Below are 25,077 nucleotides of genomic sequence, written 5' to 3'. Positions count from 1 at the left end.
ACCGGAACCAACCCCGACGCCGGAACCAACCCCGACACCGGAACCAACCCCGACACCGGAACCAACCCCGACGCCGCCGATTGACCTTACGCGTAACGGCGTTATTCGTCCTGAAGCGGGTGGTTATATTGCTAACAGTGCGGCGGCCGCTACGTTATTTAATCTCAGCCTGCACGATCGTCTTGGTAATGAGGGCCAGTCTGCTGACGGGCAGCACAAGACCAGTTTATGGCTGCGCCAGGCGGGTGGCCATAATCGTACCTACATGGCAGACCAACTGGAAGCTCAGAGTAACCGCTATACCATACAGTTGGGCGGCGATCTGATTCAGCAGGAGCTGGGTGGCGGAAGTTTACATATTGGACCGATGTTTGGTTATGGACATCAGTCAACAAATATTCGCTCAACGGTGAACCACTATTCCAGCGACAGCAGTATTTCAGGCTATAGCGTGGGCGCTTACGCTACCTGGTTCGCTAATCAGGACAGAAATACCGGACTATGGCTGGATAGTTGGGTGCAATATAACTGGTTCAACAGTAGCGTATCAGGGGAAGGGCTGTGGACTGAGAAATATCATACTCAGGGCGTCAGTGCCTCACTGGAAGCTGGCTACGGCTGGAAAGCGCTTGAGCGCACCGGGAAAAACCAGCGTACCTACGGTTTTTATCTGCAACCGCATGCGCAGTTTATCTTTAACGGCCTTAAAACCGTGCATCTGGTTGAACAAAACGGTACGCAGGTAGTGGCTAATAAAAACACTAATGTGATATCTCGTATCGGGGTACGTGGCTGGATCACCGAGTCTAAACAGCCCGGAGAAAGCAATCTGAAGCCCTATGTAGAACTTAACTGGCTGTATAACAGCGACCCTTTCCGGGTCAATCTCAATCAGGTTGACGTTGAGCAAAATAGCGGCAGAAATTTAGCGGAGCTTAAAACCGGCGTGGAAGGGAAGATAAGCGATAACTTCCATATTAATGGCAGCGTGGCTCTGCAACATGGCCGCTATCATTACCAGGACGCCAGCCTGATGTTAGGGGCTAAGTACACCTTCTGATGAATCTGCAATAAAAATAAAAAGGCGCCGGATAAATCATACTCTCCGGCGCCTTTTTTATATTGTTCTCTCGCTGGCTATTCGAAAAACGTTGGCAGAAACTATTTACCAATACAAAAGCTGGAGAAAATACGCCCCAGCAGATCGTCGGAGGTAAACTCGCCGGTAATCTCGCTTAGCGCCTGCTGCGCCAGCCGCAATTCCTCCGCCAATAGCTCGCCAGCCCATGCGCCCAGCAGCTGCGCTTTACCCTGTTGTAAGTGAGTGTCCGCTAACTCCAGAGCCTGTAAATGACGACGGCGCGCTAAAAAGCCGCCTTCCATATTGTCATTAAAGCCCATGCTCTGTTTCAGATGGTCGCGCAGCACATCGACGCCCTGGCCGGTACGCGCTGACAGTCTAATAAGTGAGTAACCATTTACTTCTGTTAAACCCAGCGGCTCACCGGTGACATCCGCTTTATTACGCACCACGGTGATCGGTAAGGCAGCGGGTAGACGCGCAATAAAATCGGGCCAGATGGCAGCAGGTTCAATAGCATCGGTGGTGGTGCCGTCAACCATAAACAGCACGCGATCCGCCTGTTCAATCTCCTGCCAGGCGCGCTCGATGCCGATACGCTCAACCTCATCGCTGGCGTCGCGCAAACCGGCGGTATCAATGATATGCAGCGGCATGCCGTCAATATGGATATGCTCGCGCAGCACGTCGCGCGTGGTGCCGGCGATATCAGTAACGATAGCGGCTTCGCGACCGGCCAGCGCATTAAGCAGGCTCGATTTACCGGCGTTGGGGCGTCCAGCGATCACCACTTTCATCCCTTCACGCAGCAGGCTGCCCTGGCGAGCCTCGGCGCGCACAGCGTTCAGGTCCTGCATCACGGCGTTTAGCTGCGCTTCAATTTTGCCATCGGACAGGAAATCAATCTCTTCATCCGGGAAGTCGATAGCCGCTTCCACGTAGATTCGCAGGTGAGTGAGCGCTTCCACTAGATGATTAACACGGGTAGAGAAGGCGCCCTGTAGCGAGTTCAGCGCGGAGCGCGCCGCCTGCTCGGAGCTGGCATCGATCAGGTCGGCAATCGCCTCCGCCTGCGCCAGGTCCAGCTTATCGTTAAGAAACGCGCGTTCCGAAAACTCGCCTGGGTTAGCGATGCGCACGCCGGGCAGCGCCACGATGCGCTTCAGCAGCAGATCGAGGATCACCGGGCCGCCGTGTCCTTGTAACTCCAGCACATCCTCGCCTGTAAAGGAGTTAGGCCCCGGAAACCATAGCGCGATGCCCTGGTCGAGGGTGCTGCCGTCCGCCGCTTTAAAAGGCAGATAGTCGGCGTAACGCGGTTTCGGCAGTTTGCCCAACAGTTGCCGGGCGACCTCTGCCGCTTTGCTGCCGGAAACACGCAGAATGCCCACGCCGCCGCGTCCTGGCGGTGTGGCCTGGGCGACAATGGTATCGCTGTGGCTCATGGAAACTCTCTCAATACTGTAAAACGAAGGCGGTCGATTGACCGCCTGATAATAATCACTGTCGCCGGATTTACCACCCCCGGCGTCAATTTTGATGACCGGAAAGCAACAAATAAGCAGGGGCGGGAAAATCCCGCCCCTGCTTGATACTGCCGGAGGTCACGTTGACTCCGACGGTTAGGCTTTCTTCTTGTCGCGGCTGTGCAGGCCGCGTTTTTCCAGACCGCGATAGATCAGCTGCTGCTGGAGAATGGTGACCAGGTTGCTGACGATGTAGTAAAGCACCAGACCTGACGGGAACCACAGGAAGAAGACGGTAAAGATGACCGGCATAAAGGTCATGATCTTCTGCTGCATCGGATCGGTTACGGTGGTCGGCGACATCTTCTGAATGAAGAACATCGTTACGCCCATCAGAATCGGCAGGATATAGTACGGGTCCTGCGCGGACAGGTCATGGATCCAGAGCGCGAACGGCGCATGACGCAGTTCTACCGAGCCCATCAGCATGTAGTAAAGCGCAAGGAAGATCGGCATCTGGATAACCAGAGGCAGACAGCCGCCCAGCGGGTTTACCTTCTCCGACTTATACAGCGCCATCATTTCCTGGCTCATGCGCTGCTTGTCATCGCCCAGACGCTCACGCATCGCCTGAATCTTCGGCTGCAGCATGCGCATCTTCGCCATGGAGGTGTACTGCGCTTTGGTCAGCGGGTACATGATGCCACGCACGATAAAGGTGATGACGATAATGGAGAAGCCCCAGTTGCCGATAAAGCTGTGCAGGAACTTCAGCAGCTTAAACAGCGGCTGAGAGATAAACCACAGCCAGCCGTAGTCCACGGTCAGATCAAGGTGAGGCGCGATGGCCGCCATCTTGTCCTGAATTTCCGGGCCGACCCACAGCGTCGCCGCCAGCGTCTGCTGGCTGCCTGGCGCAACCGTCACCGGCGCGGATTTATAGCCGACGGCCGCAATACCATTGCCAAGATTGCTGGTATAGAGCGTGTTGTTGCCTGCGGTGCGCGGCACCCATGCGGTAGCGAAATATTGTTGCAGCATCGCCACCCAACCGTTGGCGGTGGTGGTGCTCAGGTTTTCGTTGTCGGCGATGGTGTCGAACTTATATTTCTCATACTTCTCGTCGCTGGTGGAGTAAGCGGCGCCGCGGAAAGTATGCAGAGCAAAGTTGTTGCTGCCGGTGTCGCGGTGCTTCGGCAGATCGATAGTCTGTTTCAGCTGGCCGAACATCGCCACTTCCAGCGGCTGCTGAGTCGCGTTGTTCACCTGATATTCGACGTTAATGGCATATTCGCCGCGCTTCAGCACGAACGTCTTGGTGTAGACGGCGCCGTTTTCCGCGGTAAAGGTCATCGGGATGCGCAACTCGCTCTGGTTATCAGCCAGTTCGAAGTGATCCTGCGTGGTAGTAAACAGCGGACGCGCGCCGTTATTCGGGTTGTCCGGCCCGTTTCTGCCGGTCAGGCCGCTCTGTGCCTGGTACAGGAAGGCTGAGGAGGTTTCCAGCAGCTGGAAAGGCTGAGAAGAACCCAGTTTGTCCGGGTAAGTCAGCAGCTGCGCCTGTTCCACATCGCCACCGCGGGTATTGATGTTCAAAGACAGGACATCAGTCTTAACGGTGATGGTTTTGCCCTGACCGCTGGCAGGCACACCCTGATTAGCGGCATCACCGGCTACTGTCGTGTTTTGCGTGGTCTGAGTTTGCTGAGGCTGCGGAGCGTGGTCCGTCTGCCAGGCTTGCCAGATCATGAAAGACACGAACAGAAAAGCGATGAGAAAAAGATTGCGTTGCGAATCCATCGTTAATGTTCTCTGTTATCGTCGGTTTTTGGCGGCACCGGATCGTCACCACCCGGGTTTAAAGGGTGGCATTTTAATACGCGTTTGAGCGTCAACCAACTGCCTTTTATCACTCCAAACCTGCGCAATGCCTCAACTCCATATTGCGAGCAGGTTGGGGTAAACCGGCAGTGAGGTCCCAGAAGCGGGCTAATGACGCGTTGATAAACGCGAATCAGCGCAATCAGGAGCCGCGAGCCAGGCGACAGTGACGACGCCATAATTTCTCCAACGCTTCCATTAGCGCACGGTTATCGAGGTCGGCTACCCCTTTCTTGGCCACGACCACAAAATCCATTGCGGGGAGTTCGTGTTGGCGCAGGCGAAAGCTTTCGCGGGTCAATCGCTTGATCCGGTTACGCTCATGCGCACGCTTAACATTTTTTTTCGCGACGGTAAGACCGATACGGGGATGCCCCAGCGAATTAAGGCGGCCGAGGATGGTGATTTGCGGCGTGCCAGCCCGTTGTGGCTGCTGGAAGACGAAAGTGAAATGAGTGGGAGTTAGCAAACGTAACTCCCTGGGAAATGCGAGCTTAACCACTTATGGGTTAGCTTTTATTACTTAGAAACGGTCAGACGAGAGCGGCCTTTAGCACGACGACGTGCCAGAACCTGACGACCATTTTTAGTAGCCATACGAGCACGGAAGCCGTGAGAACGGTTGCGCTTCAGTACGGACGGTTGAAAAGTGCGTTTCATGGCGATTTCTACCTAAACTTGAAAAATTTCACGTGGTGACGCGTCGTACCCGGTTCAGTAAAACGACCGACGCCTCAGTGTATCTTTAATAAAGAGGCGGGATTGTAATAATTGTACAGTCCGGAGTCAATTTACTTCGCTTGCTGCGCGCGCCTGGCTGCCCGAATCGACCTGCAAATCCTGTCGAAATCGACAAGGCGCATCACGCCGGGACGGGAATTATACGGCGTCCGCGCTAAAGCGCAAGGATCGCTCAGGATCTTCTGGCGATCGTTTGCACCGCCGTTGCGATAATAACGTGACGGACGCTGAATATTTGCATCAAAACGACCGATCCTGAGTGCCTTTCGTCCAGCCTGGCGTAAACTTAGCCTCGTTCAATGCCTGTGGATAAAATGGATCAAAACTGTGTAGAAAGTGAAGATCTCTGTCTCGCTTTGCGCTATGATCCGCCCTTCCGCTAACGATCCACTCTGCGATCGGGATCGGAGCAACCGCGGACAGCGGTTCGTATGTCTGTCACTGGCATGCGTCAACAATGATGATTGATCTGTTTCAGCGCCTATTTTCTTATCGATTTTGTTCGAGTGGAGTCCGCCGTGTCACTTTCGCTTTGGCAACAGTGTCTTGCCCGTTTGCAGGATGAACTACCTGCCACTGAATTCAGCATGTGGATACGTCCGCTACAGGCTGAACTGAACGACAATACGCTGGCCTTATATGCCCCGAATCGGTTCGTGCTCGACTGGGTAAGAGATAAATATCTCAATAATATCAATGGCCTGCTTAACGATTTTTGCGGCGCGGATGCTCCACAGCTGCGTTTTGAAGTCGGCAGCAAGCCGGTGGTGCAGTCGATTCCGCAGCCGGCCGTGACCAGCAACGCCAGCTTCGCCGCGCCGGTCGCCGCCAGCGTGGCGCCGGTGCAGCCTGCGGCGCGTCCCAGCTGGGATAGCGTGCCCGCGCCGGCCGAGCGCTCCTGGCGATCCAACGTCAACGCCAAACATAACTTTGATAACTTCGTCGAGGGTAAATCCAACCAGCTGGCGCGCGCGGCGGCGCGACAGGTGGCGGACAATCCCGGCGGCGCCTATAACCCGCTGTTCCTTTATGGCGGCACCGGCCTCGGCAAAACGCACCTGCTGCACGCGGTGGGCAACGGCATCATCGCCCGCAAGCCCAATGCGAAAGTGGTCTATATGCACTCCGAGCGCTTTGTGCAGGATATGGTGAAGGCGCTGCAAAACAACGCCATTGAAGAATTTAAGCGCTACTACCGTTCGGTCGACGCGCTGCTGATCGATGATATTCAGTTCTTCGCCAATAAAGAGCGCTCGCAGGAAGAGTTTTTTCACACCTTCAATGCGCTGCTGGAAGGCAATCAGCAAATTATCCTGACCTCCGACCGTTATCCGAAAGAGATCAACGGTGTGGAAGATCGCCTGAAATCCCGCTTCGGCTGGGGGCTGACGGTGGCCATCGAGCCGCCTGAGCTGGAAACTCGCGTCGCGATTTTGATGAAAAAAGCGGACGAGAACGACATCCGTCTGCCCGGCGAAGTGGCCTTCTTTATCGCCAAGCGCCTGCGTTCCAACGTGCGCGAACTGGAAGGGGCGCTGAACCGCGTTATCGCCAACGCCAACTTTACCGGCCGCGCCATTACTATCGATTTCGTGCGCGAGGCGCTGCGCGATCTGCTGGCGCTGCAGGAAAAGCTGGTGACCATCGACAATATTCAGAAGACGGTGGCGGAGTATTACAAGATCAAGGTGGCTGACCTGCTCTCTAAACGCCGTTCGCGCTCCGTGGCGCGCCCGCGCCAGATGGCGATGGCGATGGCGAAAGAGCTGACCAACCACAGCCTGCCGGAGATCGGTGACGCTTTCGGGGGTCGCGACCACACTACCGTGCTGCATGCCTGCCGTAAAATCGAGCAGCTACGCGAAGAAAGTCACGACATTAAAGAAGATTTTTCAAATTTAATCAGAACATTATCTTCCTGACGCTATGAAATTTATTGTAGAACGCGAGCAATTACTTAAACCGCTGCAGCAGGTGAGCGGTCCGTTAGGCGGTCGTCCGACGCTGCCGATTCTGGGCAACCTGTTAATGCAAGTGAATGACGGCAGCCTGTCGCTGACCGGCACCGATCTGGAGATGGAGATGGTGGCGCGCGTCGCGCTGACGCAGCCGCATGAGCCAGGCGCCACTACCGTGCCGGCGCGTAAGTTCCTTGATATCTGCCGTGGTCTGCCGGAAGGCGCCGAGATCAGCGTGGTGCTGGAAGGCGACAGAATGCTGGTGCGCTCCGGCCGCAGCCGCTTTTCGCTCTCCACCCTGCCCGCCAGCGACTTCCCGAATCTGGACGACTGGCAGAGCGAGGTAGAGTTTACTCTGCCGCAGGCGACGCTAAAGCGCCTGATTGAGGCGACGCAGTTCTCAATGGCGCATCAGGATGTGCGTTATTACCTCAACGGCATGCTGTTTGAAACCGAAGGTGAAGAGTTGCGCACCGTCGCGACCGACGGACACCGCCTGGCGGTCTGTTCGATGCCGGTCGGCCAGTCGCTGCCGAACCATTCGGTGATCGTGCCGCGTAAAGGCGTCACCGAGCTGGTGCGTATGCTGGACGGCGGCGACACGCCGTTGCAAATTCAGATTGGCGGCAGCAACATTCGCGCGCACGTCGGCGACTTTATCTTCACCTCCAAGCTGGTGGATGGTCGTTTTCCAGACTACCGTCGCGTGCTGCCGAAAAACCCGGACAAAACGCTGGAGGCGGGATGCGATCTGCTGAAGCAGGCGTTCGCCCGCGCCGCGATTCTGTCGAATGAGAAATTCCGCGGCGTTCGACTCTATATCAGCCAAAACCAGCTGCGTATTACGGCGAACAACCCGGAACAGGAAGAAGCGGAAGAGATCCTCGACGTCACCTATGGCGGCAGCGATCTGGAGATCGGCTTTAACGTCAGTTACGTGCTGGATGTGCTGAACGCGCTGAAGTGCGAAAATGTGCGTCTGCTGCTGACCGACTCGGTATCCAGCGTACAGATTGAAGATGAGGCGAGTCAAAGCGCCGCGTATGTCGTGATGCCGATGCGTCTTTGACGGGTAACGCAGGCGTTGTCAGCGCGGCTGCGCGGGTGACGTCTGGCGACTCATCTGCGAGCTGGAGAGCCGCTGACACGTCGTTCTCCAGTGCGCAGGCGCGGCTTGTAAAATGCCCGAACGCCCCCATATTGTTATGACCAGTAAGCATTTACTCATGTTTGGCTCGTCTCCCGGCCTGAGAAACGCCTGCCGCAGAATAACGGCGCCTGCTGTCACGCCATCTCTTTGGATTATTTCATGGCTTTAACCCGCCTGCTGATACAAGACTTCCGTAATATCGAACAAGCCGATCTGGCGCTGGCGCCGGGCTTTAACTTTCTGATCGGCGCTAACGGCAGCGGAAAAACCAGCGTGCTGGAAGCGATATACACCCTGGGCCACGGGCGCGCTTTTCGCAGTCTGCAAGCGGGGCGCATTATCCGCCACGAACAGGAGGCGTTTATCCTGCATGGCCGCATTGACGGCGCGGAGCGCGAAACCACGGTCGGCCTGACAAAAAATCGCGCCGGCGACAGCAAGGTGCGCATTGACGGCAGCGACGGGCATAAAGTGGCGGAGCTGGCGCAGCTGCTGCCGATGCAGCTGATTACGCCGGAAGGCTTTACGCTGCTGAACGGCGGCCCGAAATTTCGCCGCGCCTACGTCGACTGGGGCTGCTTTCACAATACGCCTGGCTTTTTTCTGGCGTGGAGCAACCTGAAAAGGCTGCTGAAGCAGCGCAACGCGGCGCTGCGGCAGGTGACGCGTTACCAGCAAATCGAACCCTGGGATCGCGAACTGGCACCGCTGGCTGAGCAGATCAGCCAATGGCGCGCCGAATACAGCGCGGCGATCGCGGCGGATATTACCGCCACCTGCGCGCAGTTTTTACCTGAGTTCGGGCTGGATTTTTCCTTCCAGCGCGGCTGGGACAAAGAGAGTGACTACGCCGAACTGCTGCAAAGACAGTTTGAGCGCGACCGGGCGCTGACCTATACCGCCAGCGGTCCCCACAAGGCGGATTTTCGTATTCGCGCCGACGGGACGCCGGTTGAAGATTTACTGTCTCGCGGACAGCTGAAATTACTGATGTGCGCGCTGCGTCTGGCGCAGGGCGAGTTTCTGACTCGCCAGAGCGGACGCCGCTGCCTCTATCTGATCGATGATTTTGCCTCTGAGCTGGACGAAAGCCGACGCCGCCTGCTGGCGGACCGGCTGAAAGCCACGCGCGCCCAGGTTTTCGTTAGCGCTATCGGCGCCGATCACGTCATCGATATGACTGACGAAAAGGGCAAGATGTTCCGCGTAGAACAGGGTAAAATAGCGGTTCAACCTGAAGATTAAATGAGCGAGAAACGTTGATGTCGAATTCTTATGACTCCTCAAGTATCAAAGTCCTGAAAGGGCTTGATGCGGTACGCAAACGCCCGGGAATGTATATCGGCGATACGGATGACGGCACCGGTCTGCATCACATGGTATTCGAGGTCGTGGACAACGCCATCGACGAAGCGCTCGCAGGCCACTGTAAAGAGATTGTCGTGACTATCCATGCGGATAACTCCGTATCGGTGCAGGATGACGGCCGCGGCATTCCTACCGGGATTCACCCGGAAGAGGGCGTGTCGGCGGCGGAAGTGATCATGACCGTGCTGCACGCCGGCGGTAAGTTCGACGACAACTCCTATAAAGTTTCCGGCGGCCTGCACGGTGTGGGCGTTTCTGTAGTTAACGCGCTGTCTGAAAAGCTGGAGCTGACTATTCGCCGCGAAGGCAAAGTGCACCAGCAGACCTATGTTCACGGCGTGCCGCAGGCGCCGCTGGCGGTCACCGGCGAAACCGATCTGACCGGTACCCGCGTGCGCTTCTGGCCAAGCCATCAGACCTTTACCAACGTCACCGATTTCGAATATGAAATTCTGGCGAAGCGTCTGCGCGAGCTGTCGTTCCTGAACTCCGGCGTCTCTATCCGCCTGGAAGACAAACGTACTGACAAGAGCGACCACTATCACTACGAAGGCGGCATCAAAGCTTTCGTTGAATACCTGAACAAAAACAAAAACCCGATCCATCCGAACGTCTTCTACTTCTCTACTGAGAAAGACGGCATCGGCGTGGAAGTGGCATTGCAGTGGAACGACGGTTTCCAGGAAAACATCTACTGCTTCACCAACAACATTCCGCAGCGCGACGGCGGCACGCACCTGGCTGGCTTCCGCGCCGCCATGACGCGTACCCTGAACGCCTATATGGATAAAGAAGGCTACAGCAAAAAAGCGAAGGTCAGCGCTACCGGCGACGACGCGCGCGAAGGGCTGATCGCTGTCGTTTCCGTGAAGGTGCCGGACCCGAAATTCTCCTCGCAGACCAAAGACAAACTGGTTTCTTCCGAGGTGAAATCGGCGGTTGAATCGCAGATGAACGAACTGCTGGCGGAATACCTGCTGGAAAACCCGTCCGATGCGAAAATCGTGGTCGGCAAAATTATTGATGCGGCGCGCGCGCGCGAAGCAGCCCGTCGCGCCCGTGAAATGACCCGTCGTAAAGGCGCGCTGGATCTGGCGGGCCTGCCGGGCAAACTGGCCGACTGTCAGGAGCGCGATCCGGCGCTGTCGGAAATCTACCTGGTGGAGGGTGACTCCGCAGGCGGTTCCGCCAAGCAGGGCCGTAACCGTAAGAACCAGGCGATTCTGCCGCTAAAAGGTAAAATCCTGAACGTGGAGAAGGCGCGCTTCGACAAGATGCTGGCGTCACAGGAAGTCGCTACGCTGATCACCGCGCTGGGCTGCGGCATTGGCCGCGACGAGTACAACCCGGACAAGCTGCGCTATCACAGCATCATTATCATGACCGATGCGGACGTCGACGGCTCGCACATTCGTACGCTGCTGTTGACCTTCTTCTATCGTCAGATGCCAGAAATCATTGAGCGCGGCCACGTCTATATCGCGCAGCCGCCGCTCTACAAGGTGAAAAAAGGCAAGCAGGAGCAGTACATCAAGGATGATGAGGCGATGGATCAGTATCAGATCGCCATTGCGCTGGACGGCGCGACGCTACACACCAACGCCAGCGCGCCGGCGCTCGGCGGCGAACAGCTGGAAAACCTGGTCTCCGACTACAACAGCACGCAGCGCATGATCAAGCGTATGGAGCGCCGCTTCCCGCTCGCGCTGCTTAACGCGCTGGTTTACCATCCGACGCTGGAAAGCCTGGACAACCAGCAGACGGTGACGACCTGGATCGAGACGCTGGTTACGCTGCTGAACGAAAGAGAAACGCACGGCAGTACCTATGTCGCCAGCGTGCGTGAAAACCGCGAGCTGAACATCTTCGAACCGGTGCTGCGCGTGCGCACGCACGGCGTGGATACCGATTATCCGCTGGACAGCGAGTTTATCCAGGGCCCGGAATACCGCAAAATCTGCGCGCTGGGTGGAAAACTGCGCGGCCTGCTGGAAGAAGACGCCTACATCGAACGCGGCGAGCGCCGTCAGCCGGTCGCCAGCTTCGAGCAGGCGCTGGAGTGGCTGGTGAAAGAGTCGCGTCGCGGCCTGGCAGTACAGCGCTATAAAGGTCTGGGTGAGATGAACCCGGAACAGCTGTGGGAAACCACTATGGACCCGGACAGCCGTCGCATGCTGCGTGTTACGATTAAAGATGCGATCGCCGCCGATCAGCTGTTTACCACGCTGATGGGCGATGCGGTTGAACCGCGCCGCGCCTTTATCGAAGAGAACGCCCTGAAAGCGGCGAATATCGATATTTAACCGAAGTATCTATGCCGTGCGTCTGCGCGGCATTTTTTTTATCCAGCCGTTGGCTGTAACAGGACGTTAGAAGCGTAATTAAGGAGCATTAAATGGGATTGTTTGATCAGGTTGCCGGTATGTTATTGAACGGCGATGCGGCTAAATATCAGGCTATTTTAAGCTGGGTTAACCAGCAGGGCGGCGTCCAGGCGCTGCTGGAAAAATTTCGCCAGGGCGGCTTTGGCGAAATCGTGATGACATGGCTGAGCAGCGCGGAGGCGAACAAATTCCTCAGCGCCGAGCAGGTGCTTGCCGTCCTCGGCAGCCCGGCGCTGGCTCAGCTTGGCGCAAAATTAGGCATTGATACCCAGGCGGCCTCTTCGCTGTTGGCGCAATATTTGCCGAATATCATCGATGCGCTTTCGCCTAAAGGCGAAGTACATGAATCAGCCGACAACGATTTACTGGCCGCAGGGATGGACCTGCTGAAAGGCAAACTGTTCAGTTAATCTGCGTGTTTTTACACCGTTTCATCATGCTGCGGCGTGTTGAAACGGTGCTTCCATTCTTCCCGCTTGCCGTATCGTGAGTACGGTTTCCCTGGGGATCGCGCCAGGATGAAAGCGCATTCTGTCATCCTGAAGACGCTTAAGCCCATTATTTATTACTTTCGCTATGGATGGCTCGCCGTTGCTGCCGGACCCTACTATTCACCTGCGATTGTCAGGCGTAGATGCGATCGTTCTTAAGCCGACCATTTTCTCTCTTCGTTAGCTCAGAGGAGGCGTTTGCTCTTCTGATTTCCTGCGTTATCAGGCACAACAACGATCGTTCCATGAATCACGGTAGATAAAGTTTCCTTCGGTATACGTTCAGTTGATCGCCTCATAACGCAATTCAAGCGTTTCAAAGTGAGTGCTACTCATGCCGTTTGGCGCCAGATAAGGCGAAACAGTCGTGGGAAATAAGCGAGATCGCCTGCAAATTCTGCGAAGGCTGCCAGCATATTCATCATTTTTCTCATCGGAGCCGCCGTATTTCAGTTGTTAATGTTGCCGATGGTGGCACCGGCACCAGCCCAGGATTCACCTCTGTCGTAACATCAGCCTCCTTCCCATTTCTCCCTTCCATGCAGAAACAAGCTGGTCACCGTGAGCGAGATCGCGCTAGCATTAAAGCAAATCGAAAACTGATGAGGACGTTATGGCGATAAAATTGATTGCGATTGATATGGACGGCACGCTGCTTAACCCACAGCACCAGATTTCGCCGCGCGTAAAAGAGGCCATCGGCCTGGCGCGCGATCAGGGCGTGCATATCGTGCTGACCACCGGACGTCCTTATATCGGTGTAGAACGCTATCTGATGGAGCTGGATTTACAACAGGAAGGCCAGTACTGCATCACCAATAACGGCGCGCTGGTGCAGCGTGCGATCAACGGCGACTGCGTCGCGGAAACCACGCTCTCCTTTGACGACTATCTGAAGTTTGAACAGCTCTCACGCGAACTGGGCGTTCATTTCCAGGCGCTGGATAAATCGTCGCTTTATACGGCGAATAAAGACATCAGCGAATACACCATCCACGAAGCGTATCTGACCGGCATTCCGGTGCGTTACCGCGCGGTTGAGGAGATGGATCGCTCGCTGACTTTCCCGAAAGTGATGATGATCGACAAGCCTCAGCTGCTGGATGCGGCTATCGCCCGCCTGCCGCAGGAGGCGCAGCAGAATTACACCATCCTGAAAAGCGCCCCTTACTACCTGGAAATTCTTAATAAAAAGGTCAATAAAGGCACCGGCGTACATGCGCTGGCGCAGCAGCTGCATCTGACGCAGGATGAAATCATGGCCATCGGCGACCAGGAAAACGATCTGGCGATGATAGAATATGCCGGCACCGGCGTAGCGATGGGCAACGCCATCGACTCGGTAATCGCCGTCAGCCAGTTTGTGACTAAAACCAACGCGGAAGATGGCGTGGCGCACGCTATCGAAAAATTTGTGTTGTAAACCATGAGCGAAAAGCAGCTTACCTTTGCCCCGCGCAACCATCAGTTGACCAACATCAACGTCTGGACCGCCGACAGTCAGTGGCTGGTGTATGACGTGCGTCCTTCCGGCGCCTCCTTTACCGGCCTGACCGTAGAGCGCGTCAACGTCGAGAGCGGCGCGACGGAGATCCTTTATCAGGCGCGCAATGGCGCGCACGTCGGCGTGGTGACCGCCAGCCCCGATATGCCGCCGCGCTATGTCTGCATTCATGGACCGGAACATCCTGATGCCAGTTGGCGCTATGACTTTCATCATCGTCGCGGCGTCATAATTCAGAACGGCGCGGCGGAGAACCTCGACGCCTGCGATATCACGCCGCCTTTTACGCCGGGCGCGCTGCGCGGCGGCTCGCACGTCCATGTCTTCAGCCCGGACGGCAGCCGCCTCAGCTTTACCTATAACGATCATGTGATGCACGAGTGGGACACGCGGGAGGATTTACGTAACGTTGGCGTCGCCGTTCCGCTGCATGCTGTCTGCCCGGCGAAGCAGCATCCGCGGGAATATGACGGCAGCCATTTCTGCGTACTGGTGAGCAAAACCACCGCGTCGCCGCAGCCCGGCAGCAATGAAATCAGCCGCGCTTATGAGGAGGGCTGGATTGGCGCGCAGGGCTACCGTCGCCCGGACGGCAGCCGCCAGCGCTGGGCGCTGGCGTTTATCGGCGATACGCGGGCGGAGAACGGCGATGTCGTGCCGGAGGTGTTTGTGGCCGATCTGCCGGAAAAGCTGAGCGACTATGCGCAGCCGGGCGACGCGCCATTGGAAGGGACGGAAACCCAACTGCCTGCACCGCCGCGCGACGTAACGCAGCGTCGACTGACCTTTACCCATCAGCGCCGCTATCCCGGCCTTGCGACGCAGCCGCGCCACTGGCTGCGCAGCAACGCGGACGGCAGCGAAATCGCCTTTCTGATGCGTGACGAGGCGGGCGTGGTGCAGCTGTGGAGCATTTCGCCCTGCGGCGGCGAACCGCGTCAGATTACCCGGAGCGCGCACGATATTCAGTCGGCGTTTAGTTGGCATCCGGCGGGCGGGCAACTGGCGTTTATCTGCGACAACAGCGTGATGCTGTGCGACAGCCAGAGCGGTGAAATGCGCCGACTGACGCCGCGCAACGCCATGCCACCGTCAGGCGACGCGGTAGTATTCTCGCCCGATGGCCGTCAGATCGCCTTTATGCAGGATGTTGACGGCTATCGGCAGATATTTACGGTTGCGGTGAGTTAATCGCCAGCGGCGCGGCCTGCGCCAGGTTTTCCTGGGTTTTCGCCAGCCGCTCTGCTTCAATTACGCGCGCCCGCGGCGAATCGATAGCCTGGCAGTCGTCGGCGCGCATATAGTCCCAGGGAAGCAGGACGGTATCCAGCACGGCAGAGAAAGGAAGGTCGATCAGGGCCAGCGGCTTCATCACCCAGCTGCTCTTATCGTCGGTAAGCACTTCGGCGCTGGCGCGGGTGCCGGGATAGTAACCCTGGCTGGCGCCGGTATGTGACATCATGCTGGAACAGCCAGAAGTAGTGATTAATGCGCTACAGGCCAGAAGCCCCGCCAAACGGTATTTTTGTATTAATTTCATCTGTTTCATCCCTTCAGTCATGGCTGAACGCCTGGCTGAGTGTCTTCGTCCGCGGCGGGGAAAAGGTCCCGGTCACTCTGTGGTGACTCGCGCCTTATGCATGACGATATCTTCCCCTGAGTGTATGACATTCTCTGTGCTTTGCTTAAAAAAATTGCAAATGGCTACTTGAAAGAATGGCAGCTACCCCCATTTTCTTATCACGGTCAGCGCGGCATTCGCCGAATGGGTTCGCCAGCGTGACCGGACAGCCTGTCCGTGACGGAAGGCTGCGATTAACCTACTCGCTGAAATTCAGGAGCTTTGTATTATGCGTAACTTCGACCTTTCTCCGCTCTATCGTTCCGCTATCGGTTTCGATCGTCTGTTTAACCTGCTGGAATCCAACCAGAACCAAAGCAATGGCGGCTACCCTCCGTACAACGTTGAGCTGGTGGCTGAAAACCACTATCGCATCACCATTGCCGTGGCAGGCTTCGCGCAGAATGAGCTGGATATTACCGCTCACGACAACATGCTGATCGTGCGCGGCGCTCATCCTGAAGAGCAGACAGAGCGTAAATACCTGTATCAGGGCATTGCCGAACGCAATTTCGAACGTAAATTCCAGCTGGCTGACCATATCGTGGTCCGCGACGCCCGTCTGGAAAACGGCCTGCTGTACATCGATCTGGAACGTATCGTGCCGGAAGAGATGAAACCGCGCCGCATCGAAATTCTCAGCTAATCTTTAGCCCGTTCATCAGCACCCTGACGCCGCGGAAACGCGGCGTTGTTATATCTTCATCCGGCTACGTCGTTATTCCTGCTGAACGCGGATAGCGCGCAGCGGTTTCAAGCGCCCGCCGAAGACATTCATCACCAACCCAACTACGACAACGGCCGCGCCGATAAGTTGTTGCGTGGAAAGCGTTTCGTCCAATAACAGCGCCGCGCTCAACAAACCTACCACCGGCACCAGCAGCGAGAGCGGCGCCACGCGCCAGGTTTCATAGCGGCCCAGCAGCGAACCCCAGATGCCGTAACCTACTACCGTGGCGATAAACGCCAGGTAAATCAGCGCCAGTATCGTGGTTAACTGAATATGCATCAGGCTCTCAGCGATGGCTTCGCGCCCTTCAAACAGCCAGGAGCAGGCGAAAAAGGGCCCGATGGGTACCAGCGCGCTCCAGACCACCAGCGACATAATCGGTACGCTTCCGCTACGCATAATGACTCTGTTGGTGATATTGCCCATGCCCCAGCAGAGCGCGGCGGCCAGCGTCATCAGCATGGTGGTCAGCGTCACGCCGCCCACGGCGGACGCGTTCTGTCCTGCCGTCGCCAGCAACACCATGCCGCCAGTGGCGATGGCGATGCCGGCGATGTGGTACCACCGCAGCTTTTCCGCCAGCAGCAGCGCGCCAAGCAACAGCGTGAAGAAAGCCTGCGCCTGCAATACCAGCGACGCCAGCCCGGCAGGCATGCCAAGATTGATGGCTAAAAACAGAAAGGCGAACTGACCAAAGCTGATAGTGAGCCCGTACAGCAGCAGCAGGCGCAGCGGAATACGCGGCGGACGCACGAAAAAGATCGCGGGCAGCGCCACCAGGGTAAAACGCAGCCCGGCCAGCAGAAACGGCGGCATCCCGTGCAACCCTACTTTAATCACGACGAAATTCACGCCCCACGCCACCACCACGCAGAGCGCCAGCAACAGATCTTTGATAGCCATGTTTTCTCCTGCCTGTCAGATGAAAAACGGCGGCATCGCTTTCAGCTCAGCGGGAAACGGTCAGTCAGAGCCGGGAACGAATGCTTAGCGCCGAAAAAAGAAATGAGAAAAGCGTTAACGAAAAATCACCTTTTCATTAACTTACTCATAAATGTCGCTGTTTGATATATACAGATCGTAATGATATGGAGGGAGACAAATGCGCGGCGACAGCCGAAAACGCCGTGACGGGAAAAGCGCGCGGGAGAAAGCGCCGCTGACGCCCAGCGCATTTCGCAGGCTGGGCTTTTTATAGGTTGGTCTTTTACCCCGGCCAAAACCGTGCCGAAGACAACAGGGCGGCAGCCATTTTTTGCGATCTGCCGCCGCGTTGGTTAGCGCGCAACTTCGCTCCAGGCGCGCTCAATCTCTTCCGCCAGAATTTTTACGCCTTTCTCAATCGTCGCGTTATCCGGCACGTAATTCATACGCATGCACTGATGGGTATGCGGCCAGCTCTGCGCCAGGCCGGGGAAGAAGAAGTGGCCCGGCACCATCAACACGCCGCGCTGTTTCAGTCGCTGATAGAGCAGTTCGGTCGTGATCGGCAGATCCTGAAACCAGAGCCAGAGGAAAATAGCGCCTTCCGGTTTGTGGATCAGGCAGCGCTCTTCCGGCAGATAGCGGCGCAGAATGGCGATGGTTTCCTGCACGCGCTGCTGATAGAAGGGCTTGATCACCGTTTCCGACAGGCGCAGCAGGTCGCCGCGCTGGATCATCTCTACCGCGATCGCCGGGCCGACGCTGCCTGGCGCCAGGCTGATAATGCCGTTCATATTGCTGATGGCGTCGATCACCTTTTCATCAGCGAGAATAATGCCGCAGCGCGCGCCGGGCAGCCCAAGCTTCGACAGGCTCATGCAGAGAATAATGTTCGGGTTCCACAGTGGTCGCGCTTCGGTAAAGATAATGCCGGGGAAAGGCAAGCCGTAAGCGTTATCGATCAGCAGCGGAATATCGTGCTGCTGCGCCAGCATATCCAGGTGCAGCAGCTCTTCATCGGTAATGACGTTGCCGGTAGGGTTCGTCGGGCGCGATACGCAAATCAGGCCGGTGTCGTCGGTGATCTGCAAATGGTCAAAATCGACATGATATTTAAACTGTCCTTCCGGCAGCAGCTCAATATTAGGGCGGGCGGAGACAAACAGATCTTCATCCAGTCCGGCGTCCGCATAGCCGAGATATTCCGGCGCCAATGGAAACAGCACGCGCTTTTTAGTGCCGTCGGCACGGCGACCGGCATAGAGATTAAACAGATAGAAAAAGGCGCTCTGGCTGCCGTTGGTCAGGGCAATATTTTTTGCTGAAATCTGCCAGCCCAGCTCTTTTTGCAGCAGCGCAGCCAGCGCTTCAAGCAGCACCGCCTTACCGCGCGGGCCGTCATAGTTGCACAGCGCGTCGGTCAGCTTTCCTTCCTGCTGCATATGCATCAGCAGTTGATGAAAATAGTCGTTCATGGCCGGAATTTGCGCTGGATTGCCGCCGCCCAGCATTACCGCGCCGGGAGTGCGCAGCCCTTCGCCCATATCTTCCATTAAACGGGCAATACCGGTATGGCGGGTAAATTTGTCACCAAAGAGAGAAAAGCTCATAGCTGTAAATCAAATGTAATTGGCAGGTGTGGGACACCTTACCGCCAGCGATGCCATGATGCAAACAGCGCCTGCCTGACGCCTCGCCTGCGGCAAAGGCTGTGAAAAAGCGAAACCTGAGATACCAGGCAGGCGGAGCGGCTGATTATCGCCGCGTTGTTAAGGACGGCTTCTGGCCGATGCAGCGAGGCGCGATGCGCGATGCGCGCCAGATTCAGGCTGAAACGTATCAAGCTGCATCAAATAGCGATCACAAATTTTTGCTGAAAAATGTAATAAGTCCGATAGAAATGAGTTAACAATCTCGTTTCTTTACTGAAACATCCGCTAAAAATCTCCAGGTGACTGCCATCACGGTTTTTCAGCAGGCGCATTTGTAACCTGCTGGCTGTTTTGCTAAATCAATTCAGCTAAAGGATCACAAAATGAACAACTCTCTGGTGGCGATGACGGTAGCGATGATGTTTTCCACGCCGGCGCTGGCGCAGTCGTGGTTGCTGACGGATGCTGAAAGCGGCATGGAGGAAGGCAACTGGAGCATCAGCAGCCAACAGCTGAAGCTGGACGGTCAGCCTTTCAGCATTGAGCAAAAAGTTCTGCACGGTGGCAAGCAGGAAGGGTCGAAAGTGATTACCCTGCGCAGCGAAAACGGCCTGACGATCGCGCTTAGCCCCAGCCGCGGCATGGATCTGCTGCATGTTAACGGACACGGCGTGCGCATGGGCTGGGATTCACCAGTGGATGAGGTGGTCAATCCGGCCTATATCCGTCTGGAAAGCCGTAACGGGCTGGGCTGGCTGGACGGCTTTAACGAGATGATGGTGCGTTGCGGCTTTGAGTGGACTGGTCATCCGGTCACCAAAGACGGCGTGCTCTACACGCTGCACGGCAAAGCGGGCAATACCCCGGCGTCGCGCGTGGAGGTGATAGTTAATGAGCAGGCCCCGCATGAAATTCGCATTCGCGGCCTGCTGAAAGAGCATACTTTTAAAAAGGCGAAGCTCAGCACCTGGACCGAACTGCGTTACGTCCCAGGCAGCGACAGCTTCACCATTCATGATGAGCTGACCAACCAGAGCGACTACCCGCAAGATTACCAGATTATCTATCACAGCAACTTTGGCACGCCGATTCTGGAGAAAGACGCTCGCTTTATCGCGCCGGTAAAAAGTGTTTCGCCCTTTAACGACTATGCGAAAAATGGCTTAAAAACCTGGAATATCTACGGCGCGCCGACCAAAGGCTTTGACGAGATGGTATTTAACCTGACGCCGCTGGCGGATAACGAAGGCAAGACGGTCGCGGCGGTGATCAACAGCAAGGGAGACAAGGGCGCGGCAATTGAATTCGACACTCGTCAGCTGCCGCTGTTGACCTTATGGAAGAATACCGACACCCTGAATCAGGGCTACGTTACCGGCATTGAACCGGGCACTAACTACGCCTATCCGGTTACCATCGAGAAAGAGCAGGGAAGGGTAAAACAGCTGCAACCGGGGCAAAGCCAGGCTTTCACGCTGACCTACACGCTGTTAAAAGATGCGCAGGCAGTACAAAAAGTAGAGCAACGGGTTAAAACGCTACAGGGCGACAACGCGCCACAGCTGGATGAAAAACCGATCGCGGTGGAGTAAGGCGAGCGGTTGCGGCCGACGCAATATGGCGGCCGCAAACCACGCGCTCTGCTGAGCGGTTGCGGTCGCATTGACATCGCAGCCGCAAACCACGCGCTCTGCCGAACGGTTGCGGTCGCATTAACATCGCGGCCGCAAACCACGCGCCGCGTTGCCATGATCGCCGCATAGCGATTTAACGCAGCACCTGCGGATTGACGCAGTTCTTCTCTACCTTGCCCGCCAGCGCCGCGATCAGATTATCTACGGCGTCGCGCGCCATGCCGTAACGCGTTTCATGGGTCGCGGAACCAATATGCGGCAACGCCACCACGTTCGGCAGCGTCAACAGTTCGGAATCAACCGGCAGCGGCTCCTGTTCAAACACATCCAGGCCTGCGGCGTGAATGGTTTTATCTTTCAGCGCGGCGATCAGCGCCTGCTCATCCACGACCGGCCCGCGGCCCGCGTTAATCAGAATGGCGCTCGGCTTCATTTTCGCCAGCTGCTCACGACCGATCATATGGTGAGTCTGTTCCGTCAGCGGCAGGCTGATGCAGAGAAAATCGGACTCGCGCAGCAGGGTATCGAGATCGCAATACTGCGCGTTAAAACGCGACTCCGCTTCCTCATGATGCTTGCGCGCATTGTATAAAATCGGCATGCCGAAGCCGTGATGCGCACGCTGTGCCAGCGCCAGACCGATGCGGCCCATGCCGAGAATGCCCATTTTTTTGTGATGCACATCGATGCCGAACCAGTCGGGACCAATGCTGCGCCGCCATTCGCCCGCCTTTACCCGCTCCGCCACTTCCACCACGCGCCGCGCGCTGGAAAGCACCAGCGCCATCATCGTATCGGCGACGGTTTCGGTCAGGACGGTCGGCGTATGCATCAGCACAATGCCGCGCTGGTTCAGCGCTTCCACATCAAAATTGTCATAGCCGACGGAGATCGTCGAGGCGGCGCGCAGTTTCGGCATTTTCTCCAGCAGCGCTTGATCCACCGTGCTGCTGGAGCCGATCATGCCTTCTGCGCGCGCCAGCGCCTCCGCATGTTCCGCAATGGTTTCCGGCGAGAGGCCGTTAATCGCCGTCACGGTGAAATGCTCATCGAGGCGGGCGCGTAAATCGTCGGGAAGGGATTTGTATAACAGCACTTCAGGCTTCATGTCAGGCTCCATCCGCTTGAGCGGTAAACAGAAAAGATAATTGCCGATCGTCAACGGACGCGATCGGCAATTTGAGGCAGAGTCCGGATGCGCCGGACCTTACGCGCGACTAGTCATGCGTGCCTGGCCGCGCGTTCCGGCGAGGGGGGCTGTTTGTTCTCCGCCGGTTTCACAATCAGAGTAAGCCAGACGGAGACCAGCAGCGCCACGCCCATAAAGATATAGGAAGCGGCCGGGCTGCCGGTGGCTCCGTTAAGGTAGCCCACAATCCACGAGCCGACAAAAGAGCCCAGCGCGCCCATGCTGTTGATCAGCGCCATCGCGCCGCCGGCGACGTTGCGCGGCAGCATTTCAGGAATAATGGCGAAGAAGGGGCCGTAAGGCGCGTACATCGCGGCGCCGGCGATCACCAGCAGGCTGTAGGAGAGCCAGAAATTATTCGAACCCACCAGCCATGAGCCGAGGAACGCCAGCGCGCCGATCAGCAACAGCGGCCAGACAAACAGCTTGCGGTTTTGCATGCGGTCGGAGGCCCAGGAAACCACGATCATCGCCACGGTTGCCGCCAGATATGGCACGGCGGAGAGCCAGCCTGCCTCGACCATTCCCATCTGCGTGCCGTTGCGCAGAATGGAAGGCAGCCACAGCACAAAGCCATACACGCCGATGCTCCAGGCGAAATACTGCATACAGAGGAGAATAACGTTGCGCGACTTAAAGGCTTCGCGGTAGTTGCGCACCGCCTTAATGCCTTCCTGCTCCTTACGCAGCTGCTCTTGCAACGCGGTCTTTTCATCTTCGCTCAGCCAGCGCGCCTGCGCCGGTTTATCCTGCACCAGGAACCACCAAAATACCGCCCAGATCACCGCCGGGATGCCTTCAAAAATAAACATCTCACGCCAGCCGAAAGCGTTGATCAAGTAGCCGGAGACCACCGACATCCACAGCACGGTGACCGGATTGCCCAGGATCAGGAAGGTATTGGCGCGCGAGCGCTCCGATTTGGTAAACCAGTTGCTGATATAGATTAGCATCGCCGGCATTACCGCCGCTTCCACCACGCCGAGGATAAAGCGGATGGCGGCCAGCATCGGAATATTGCTTACCACGCCAGTCAGCGAGGCGCAGACGCCCCACATCACCAGGCAGCAGAACACCAGCTTTTTCACGCTGCGGCGTTCGGCATAGACGGCGCCAGGGATCTGAAAGAAAAAGTAGCCGAGAAAGAACAGGGCGCCCAGCAGCGAGGACATCCCTTTGGTAATGCCTAAATCTTCATTGATGCCTGCGGCGGAGGCGAAGCTGAAATTCGCACGGTCCAGATACGCCAGGCTGTAGGTGATAAAGATAATGGGGATGATATACCACCAACGTTTCGGCGCGATTGTCTGCTTATTCATGAGCTTATCCTCTCTTGGGAGCGCATATACTGATGACGGCGTCACCGATCTGCATCGTTATAAGGGTACGTAAGAGGTTATTGCTTACTCTTCGCCGAGACCGGCGCGCGTCGGCAAGCCTTCGCTGTCGCCGATCACCTGAATCGCCAGCGAGCCGATTTTATTGCCGCGACGGATCGCCTGAGGCAGTGGTTTGCCTTCCAGCAGCGCGCTGATCACGCCAACGGCGAAGCCGTCGCCCGCGCCGACGGTATCGACGACATTTTCCACCCGTACCGCCTCCACCTGGCCCTTGTCGCCGTCAGAGGTTTTGTACCAGGCGCCATCGCCGCCGGTTTTGATAATGACCGCTTTCACCCCTTTATCGAGATAGAAATCGGCGATCGCTTCCGGCTGGCGATGTCCGGTCAGAATCAGGCCCTCTTTTTCACCTGGCAGCACCCAGTCCGCCATGAAAGCGAGCTGGTTAAGCTGTTTCACCATCTCCTGCTCGCTCGGCCACAGCACCGGACGCAGATTAGGATCGAATGAGAACGTTTTGCCCATGGCGCGCATCTCCCGCGCCGTGTGGTTCAGCAGCTCCAGCGAACTGCCGGAAAGCGCTGCCGCTACGCCGCTCAGGTGCAGGTGGCGCGCCGAGCCAAAATAGTCGCGGTCAAAATCAGCTACGGAAAGGTGGCTGGCGGCGGAGCCTTTGCGAAAATACTCCACGACCGGATCGGAGCCGTCTTCCACCTTCGACTTCAGCTGAAAGCCGGTAGGGTAACGCTTATCCGTCAGCACGCGTTGATGATCGACGCCCTCTTTTTCCAGCTGCTGGTGGACGAAGCGGCCAAAAGCGTCATCGCCTACGCGGCTGACCCAGCCCACTTTCAGACCGAGCCGCGCGAGGCCGATAGCGACATTCAGTTCCGCTCCGGCGATGCGTTTGATAAAGGTGTCGACCGCGGCCAGATCGCCGGTTTCGGCGGCGACGAACATCGCCATCGCTTCGCCGATAGTGACCACATCCAACGTACCGTTTTGGTGAGTATGGCTGTTCATGATTTACTCCTCGCGCAGCAGATCGACATAGTGGCGCGTCACGGCAACCAGGTCATCGCCCTGTAGCGGAAATTCAATGCCGCGCGGCGCATCGGCAGGCAGCTGTTTTAACAGCGCGCGCCAGCTGCCGTCGGTTTCGTCGAGCGCAATTGCGCGGAAGCTGTCGCCATGGGGGATAGCGGCTTTTACATGAATATAGCTGACGTGGCGCGCAAGGCGATGCGCAGCGGCAGAGGCGTCATCGCCGGTCCAGATCCAGTTGGCCATATCGAACGTCATATCGGTCTGATCGCACTGCTCGAAAAATGCCGCGATCGCCGCCAGCGTGCCGTATTCGGTCTGATCGTTTTCCACCACCGGCCTGGCTTTGCTGGCCGCCAGCGTTGATGCGAGGCCTGCTTCGGCGCCGGGACGATAGTGGCCCAGCGACAGCTTCAGCAGAGAGGCACCCAGCTGATCCGCTTCCTGCAGATAACGGCCCAGCTGCGGATTCAGTTCTCCCTGCGCGGTAAACAGCGCGTCGGGCACAGAATAGAAGGCGTTCAGCCGGTGTTCAGCAATGGCGGCGGCGAGCTGCGGCAGCTGTTGCAGCTCTGACTCGGTAAACAGCTCGCGACGAATTTCCACGCCGTCAGCGCCTGCTTCAGCAATAATCGGCAGCAGCGCGCGCTGGCCGCCCAGCTCTGCGACTTTTTGATGCCCGTAAGCCGCGGACACCACTACGATTTCTCTTTTCACTCTTCCTCCGGGAGCGGTCACAGATAGAACCGCGATAAAGAAAAGCTAAATGGAACCGGTTCCAAAGCAAAGGAGGGAAGTATGAAATTATGATCGCGCTCACGATGTACTTATTTGACGCCAGGGATCGTCTGAATTATGCGAAAAGCGCTGGACGGCGATGGACAGGCCGCCTGCAAAAGGCGGCGCAAGAAGGAAAAGT

Annotated in this window: 23 protein-coding genes and 1 pseudogene; 11 read left to right on the top strand and 13 right to left on the bottom strand. The window is 56.9% G+C overall.

Features of this window, described 5'->3' with window-relative positions:
• A partial coding sequence (locus tag MYY08_RS06390; protein ID WP_288013834.1) for an autotransporter family protein occupies positions 1-1,060 on the top strand: 1,060 nt, incomplete at its 5' end.
• Positions 1,061-1,161: 101 nt separating this feature from the next.
• Here the strand turns inward: MYY08_RS06390 and mnmE are convergent.
• The 5 genes from mnmE to rpmH all read right to left on the bottom strand — a co-directional run bounded on the left by mnmE (position 1,162) and on the right by rpmH (position 5,088).
• Positions 1,162-2,526, bottom strand: coding sequence for a tRNA uridine-5-carboxymethylaminomethyl(34) synthesis GTPase MnmE (gene mnmE / locus MYY08_RS06385; RefSeq protein WP_084970070.1), 1,365 nt, complete (start codon positions 2,524-2,526; stop codon positions 1,162-1,164).
• Positions 2,527-2,703: 177 nt separating this feature from the next.
• On the bottom strand, positions 2,704-4,347 hold the full coding sequence (yidC, locus tag MYY08_RS06380; RefSeq protein WP_038629325.1) for a membrane protein insertase YidC: 1,644 nt from the start codon (positions 4,345-4,347) through the stop codon (positions 2,704-2,706).
• Between the two features lie 2 nt (positions 4,348-4,349).
• The gene (gene yidD / locus MYY08_RS06375; RefSeq protein ID WP_071883725.1) at positions 4,350-4,607 is read right to left on the bottom strand and encodes a membrane protein insertion efficiency factor YidD; all 258 of its coding nucleotides are present in this window, start codon (positions 4,605-4,607) and stop codon (positions 4,350-4,352) included.
• Entirely contained in the window at positions 4,571-4,930 is a 360-nt protein-coding gene (gene rnpA / locus MYY08_RS06370; RefSeq protein ID WP_038629327.1) for a ribonuclease P protein component, read from the bottom strand. The genes yidD and rnpA overlap by 37 nt, the downstream gene beginning before the upstream one ends.
• A gap of 17 nt (positions 4,931-4,947) precedes the next feature.
• Positions 4,948-5,088 carry a 50S ribosomal protein L34 gene (rpmH, locus tag MYY08_RS06365; protein ID WP_003849659.1) on the bottom strand — a complete coding sequence of 47 codons (141 nt, stop codon included), beginning with the start codon at positions 5,086-5,088 and terminating at the stop codon, positions 4,948-4,950.
• Between the two features lie 599 nt (positions 5,089-5,687).
• Between rpmH and dnaA the strand changes: the two genes are divergently transcribed.
• The 5 genes from dnaA to MYY08_RS06340 all read left to right on the top strand — a co-directional run bounded on the left by dnaA (position 5,688) and on the right by MYY08_RS06340 (position 12,439).
• The gene (gene dnaA / locus MYY08_RS06360; protein WP_038629329.1) at positions 5,688-7,091 is read left to right on the top strand and encodes a chromosomal replication initiator protein DnaA; all 1,404 of its coding nucleotides are present in this window, start codon (positions 5,688-5,690) and stop codon (positions 7,089-7,091) included.
• A gap of 4 nt (positions 7,092-7,095) precedes the next feature.
• Positions 7,096-8,196: a DNA polymerase III subunit beta gene (gene dnaN, locus MYY08_RS06355; RefSeq protein WP_038629331.1), complete on the top strand. Its 1,101-nt coding sequence runs from the start codon at positions 7,096-7,098 to the stop codon at positions 8,194-8,196.
• Between the two features lie 240 nt (positions 8,197-8,436).
• On the top strand, positions 8,437-9,522 hold the full coding sequence (gene recF, locus MYY08_RS06350) for a DNA replication/repair protein RecF (protein ID WP_038629334.1): 1,086 nt from the start codon (positions 8,437-8,439) through the stop codon (positions 9,520-9,522).
• A gap of 17 nt (positions 9,523-9,539) precedes the next feature.
• On the top strand, positions 9,540-11,948 hold the full coding sequence (gene gyrB / locus MYY08_RS06345) for a DNA topoisomerase (ATP-hydrolyzing) subunit B (RefSeq protein ID WP_038629337.1): 2,409 nt from the start codon (positions 9,540-9,542) through the stop codon (positions 11,946-11,948).
• Positions 11,949-12,040: 92 nt separating this feature from the next.
• Positions 12,041-12,439, top strand: a complete 399-nt coding sequence (locus MYY08_RS06340; protein WP_038629339.1) for a YidB family protein — start codon at positions 12,041-12,043, stop codon at positions 12,437-12,439.
• Between the two features lie 363 nt (positions 12,440-12,802).
• On the opposite strand, the pseudogene MYY08_RS06335 reads toward MYY08_RS06340, so the two are convergent.
• Positions 12,803-12,889 (bottom strand): annotated as a pseudogene (locus tag MYY08_RS06335) (type VI secretion system tube protein Hcp); the annotation flags it as partial.
• A gap of 244 nt (positions 12,890-13,133) precedes the next feature.
• On the opposite strand from MYY08_RS06335, the gene yidA reads away from it, so the two are divergent.
• Both yidA and MYY08_RS06325 read left to right on the top strand, forming a co-directional pair.
• Positions 13,134-13,943, top strand: a complete 810-nt coding sequence (gene yidA, locus MYY08_RS06330; protein WP_038629341.1) for a sugar-phosphatase — start codon at positions 13,134-13,136, stop codon at positions 13,941-13,943.
• 3 nt (positions 13,944-13,946) lie between these two features.
• Positions 13,947-15,215: a YidR family protein gene (locus MYY08_RS06325; protein WP_084970739.1), complete on the top strand. Its 1,269-nt coding sequence runs from the start codon at positions 13,947-13,949 to the stop codon at positions 15,213-15,215.
• Here MYY08_RS06325 and MYY08_RS06320 read toward each other — a convergent pair.
• Positions 15,196-15,564, bottom strand: coding sequence for a YceK/YidQ family lipoprotein (locus MYY08_RS06320; RefSeq protein WP_038630199.1), 369 nt, complete (start codon positions 15,562-15,564; stop codon positions 15,196-15,198). The genes MYY08_RS06325 and MYY08_RS06320 overlap by 20 nt on opposite strands.
• A gap of 310 nt (positions 15,565-15,874) precedes the next feature.
• Between MYY08_RS06320 and ibpA the strand changes: the two genes are divergently transcribed.
• A complete protein-coding gene (gene ibpA, locus MYY08_RS06315; RefSeq protein ID WP_038629345.1) occupies positions 15,875-16,291 on the top strand; it encodes a small heat shock chaperone IbpA in 417 nt (138 codons plus the stop codon).
• A 72-nt stretch (positions 16,292-16,363) separates the two neighbouring features.
• Here ibpA and MYY08_RS06310 read toward each other — a convergent pair whose 3' ends face one another.
• Both MYY08_RS06310 and MYY08_RS06305 read right to left on the bottom strand, forming a co-directional pair.
• Positions 16,364-17,278, bottom strand: coding sequence for an EamA family transporter (locus MYY08_RS06310; protein WP_190296306.1), 915 nt, complete (start codon positions 17,276-17,278; stop codon positions 16,364-16,366).
• A gap of 374 nt (positions 17,279-17,652) precedes the next feature.
• The gene (locus tag MYY08_RS06305) at positions 17,653-18,909 is read right to left on the bottom strand and encodes a valine--pyruvate transaminase (protein WP_038629349.1); all 1,257 of its coding nucleotides are present in this window, start codon (positions 18,907-18,909) and stop codon (positions 17,653-17,655) included.
• Between the two features lie 101 nt (positions 18,910-19,010).
• On the opposite strand from MYY08_RS06305, the gene MYY08_RS06300 reads away from it, so the two are divergent.
• Together MYY08_RS06300 and MYY08_RS06295 are read left to right on the top strand one after the other, a co-directional pair.
• Positions 19,011-19,208: a hypothetical protein gene (locus MYY08_RS06300; protein WP_144380576.1), complete on the top strand. Its 198-nt coding sequence runs from the start codon at positions 19,011-19,013 to the stop codon at positions 19,206-19,208.
• Positions 19,209-19,334: 126 nt separating this feature from the next.
• The gene (locus tag MYY08_RS06295; RefSeq protein ID WP_038629354.1) at positions 19,335-20,543 is read left to right on the top strand and encodes an aldose 1-epimerase family protein; all 1,209 of its coding nucleotides are present in this window, start codon (positions 19,335-19,337) and stop codon (positions 20,541-20,543) included.
• A 175-nt stretch (positions 20,544-20,718) separates the two neighbouring features.
• On the opposite strand, the gene ghrB is transcribed toward MYY08_RS06295, so the two are convergent.
• The 4 genes from ghrB to MYY08_RS06275 form a co-directional block, all read right to left on the bottom strand.
• Entirely contained in the window at positions 20,719-21,693 is a 975-nt protein-coding gene (gene ghrB, locus MYY08_RS06290; RefSeq protein WP_038629356.1) for a glyoxylate/hydroxypyruvate reductase GhrB, read from the bottom strand.
• Positions 21,694-21,806: 113 nt separating this feature from the next.
• Positions 21,807-23,093: an MFS transporter gene (locus MYY08_RS06285; protein ID WP_038629360.1), complete on the bottom strand. Its 1,287-nt coding sequence runs from the start codon at positions 23,091-23,093 to the stop codon at positions 21,807-21,809.
• Between the two features lie 84 nt (positions 23,094-23,177).
• The gene (locus MYY08_RS06280) at positions 23,178-24,137 is read right to left on the bottom strand and encodes a sugar kinase (protein WP_038629363.1); all 960 of its coding nucleotides are present in this window, start codon (positions 24,135-24,137) and stop codon (positions 23,178-23,180) included.
• Between the two features lie 3 nt (positions 24,138-24,140).
• Positions 24,141-24,875 carry a sugar phosphate isomerase/epimerase family protein gene (locus tag MYY08_RS06275; protein WP_038629365.1) on the bottom strand — a complete coding sequence of 245 codons (735 nt, stop codon included), beginning with the start codon at positions 24,873-24,875 and terminating at the stop codon, positions 24,141-24,143.
• Positions 24,876-25,077 lie beyond the last annotated feature (202 nt).

This window comes from Mixta sp., from assembly GCF_024610815.1.
In the GTDB taxonomy this organism is placed as follows: Bacteria; Pseudomonadota; Gammaproteobacteria; order Enterobacterales; family Enterobacteriaceae; genus Mixta; species Mixta calida.
This window is presented reverse-complemented; position numbering and strand designations above follow the sequence as displayed.

What these genes read in the sequence shown, in the direction of transcription:
- yidA (WP_038629341.1), top strand. Translation starts at nt 13,134, where the DNA reads ATGGCGATAAAATTGATTGCGATTGATATGGACGGCACGCTGCTTAAC.
- MYY08_RS06320 (WP_038630199.1), bottom strand. Translation starts at nt 15,564, where the DNA reads ATGAAATTAATACAAAAATACCGTTTGGCGGGGCTTCTGGCCTGTAGC.
- rpmH (WP_003849659.1), bottom strand. Translation starts at nt 5,088, where the DNA reads ATGAAACGCACTTTTCAACCGTCCGTACTGAAGCGCAACCGTTCTCAC.
- recF (WP_038629334.1), top strand. Translation starts at nt 8,437, where the DNA reads ATGGCTTTAACCCGCCTGCTGATACAAGACTTCCGTAATATCGAACAA.
- gyrB (WP_038629337.1), top strand. Translation starts at nt 9,540, where the DNA reads ATGTCGAATTCTTATGACTCCTCAAGTATCAAAGTCCTGAAAGGGCTT.
- MYY08_RS06325 (WP_084970739.1), top strand. Translation starts at nt 13,947, where the DNA reads ATGAGCGAAAAGCAGCTTACCTTTGCCCCGCGCAACCATCAGTTGACC.
- MYY08_RS06305 (WP_038629349.1), bottom strand. Translation starts at nt 18,909, where the DNA reads ATGAGCTTTTCTCTCTTTGGTGACAAATTTACCCGCCATACCGGTATT.
- dnaN (WP_038629331.1), top strand. Translation starts at nt 7,096, where the DNA reads ATGAAATTTATTGTAGAACGCGAGCAATTACTTAAACCGCTGCAGCAG.
- MYY08_RS06285 (WP_038629360.1), bottom strand. Translation starts at nt 23,093, where the DNA reads ATGAATAAGCAGACAATCGCGCCGAAACGTTGGTGGTATATCATCCCC.
- MYY08_RS06295 (WP_038629354.1), top strand. Translation starts at nt 19,335, where the DNA reads ATGAACAACTCTCTGGTGGCGATGACGGTAGCGATGATGTTTTCCACG.
- yidD (WP_071883725.1), bottom strand. Translation starts at nt 4,607, where the DNA reads ATGGCGTCGTCACTGTCGCCTGGCTCGCGGCTCCTGATTGCGCTGATT.
- ghrB (WP_038629356.1), bottom strand. Translation starts at nt 21,693, where the DNA reads ATGAAGCCTGAAGTGCTGTTATACAAATCCCTTCCCGACGATTTACGC.
- MYY08_RS06310 (WP_190296306.1), bottom strand. Translation starts at nt 17,278, where the DNA reads ATGGCTATCAAAGATCTGTTGCTGGCGCTCTGCGTGGTGGTGGCGTGG.
- mnmE (WP_084970070.1), bottom strand. Translation starts at nt 2,526, where the DNA reads ATGAGCCACAGCGATACCATTGTCGCCCAGGCCACACCGCCAGGACGC.
- MYY08_RS06280 (WP_038629363.1), bottom strand. Translation starts at nt 24,137, where the DNA reads ATGAACAGCCATACTCACCAAAACGGTACGTTGGATGTGGTCACTATC.
- yidC (WP_038629325.1), bottom strand. Translation starts at nt 4,347, where the DNA reads ATGGATTCGCAACGCAATCTTTTTCTCATCGCTTTTCTGTTCGTGTCT.
- MYY08_RS06340 (WP_038629339.1), top strand. Translation starts at nt 12,041, where the DNA reads ATGGGATTGTTTGATCAGGTTGCCGGTATGTTATTGAACGGCGATGCG.
- ibpA (WP_038629345.1), top strand. Translation starts at nt 15,875, where the DNA reads ATGCGTAACTTCGACCTTTCTCCGCTCTATCGTTCCGCTATCGGTTTC.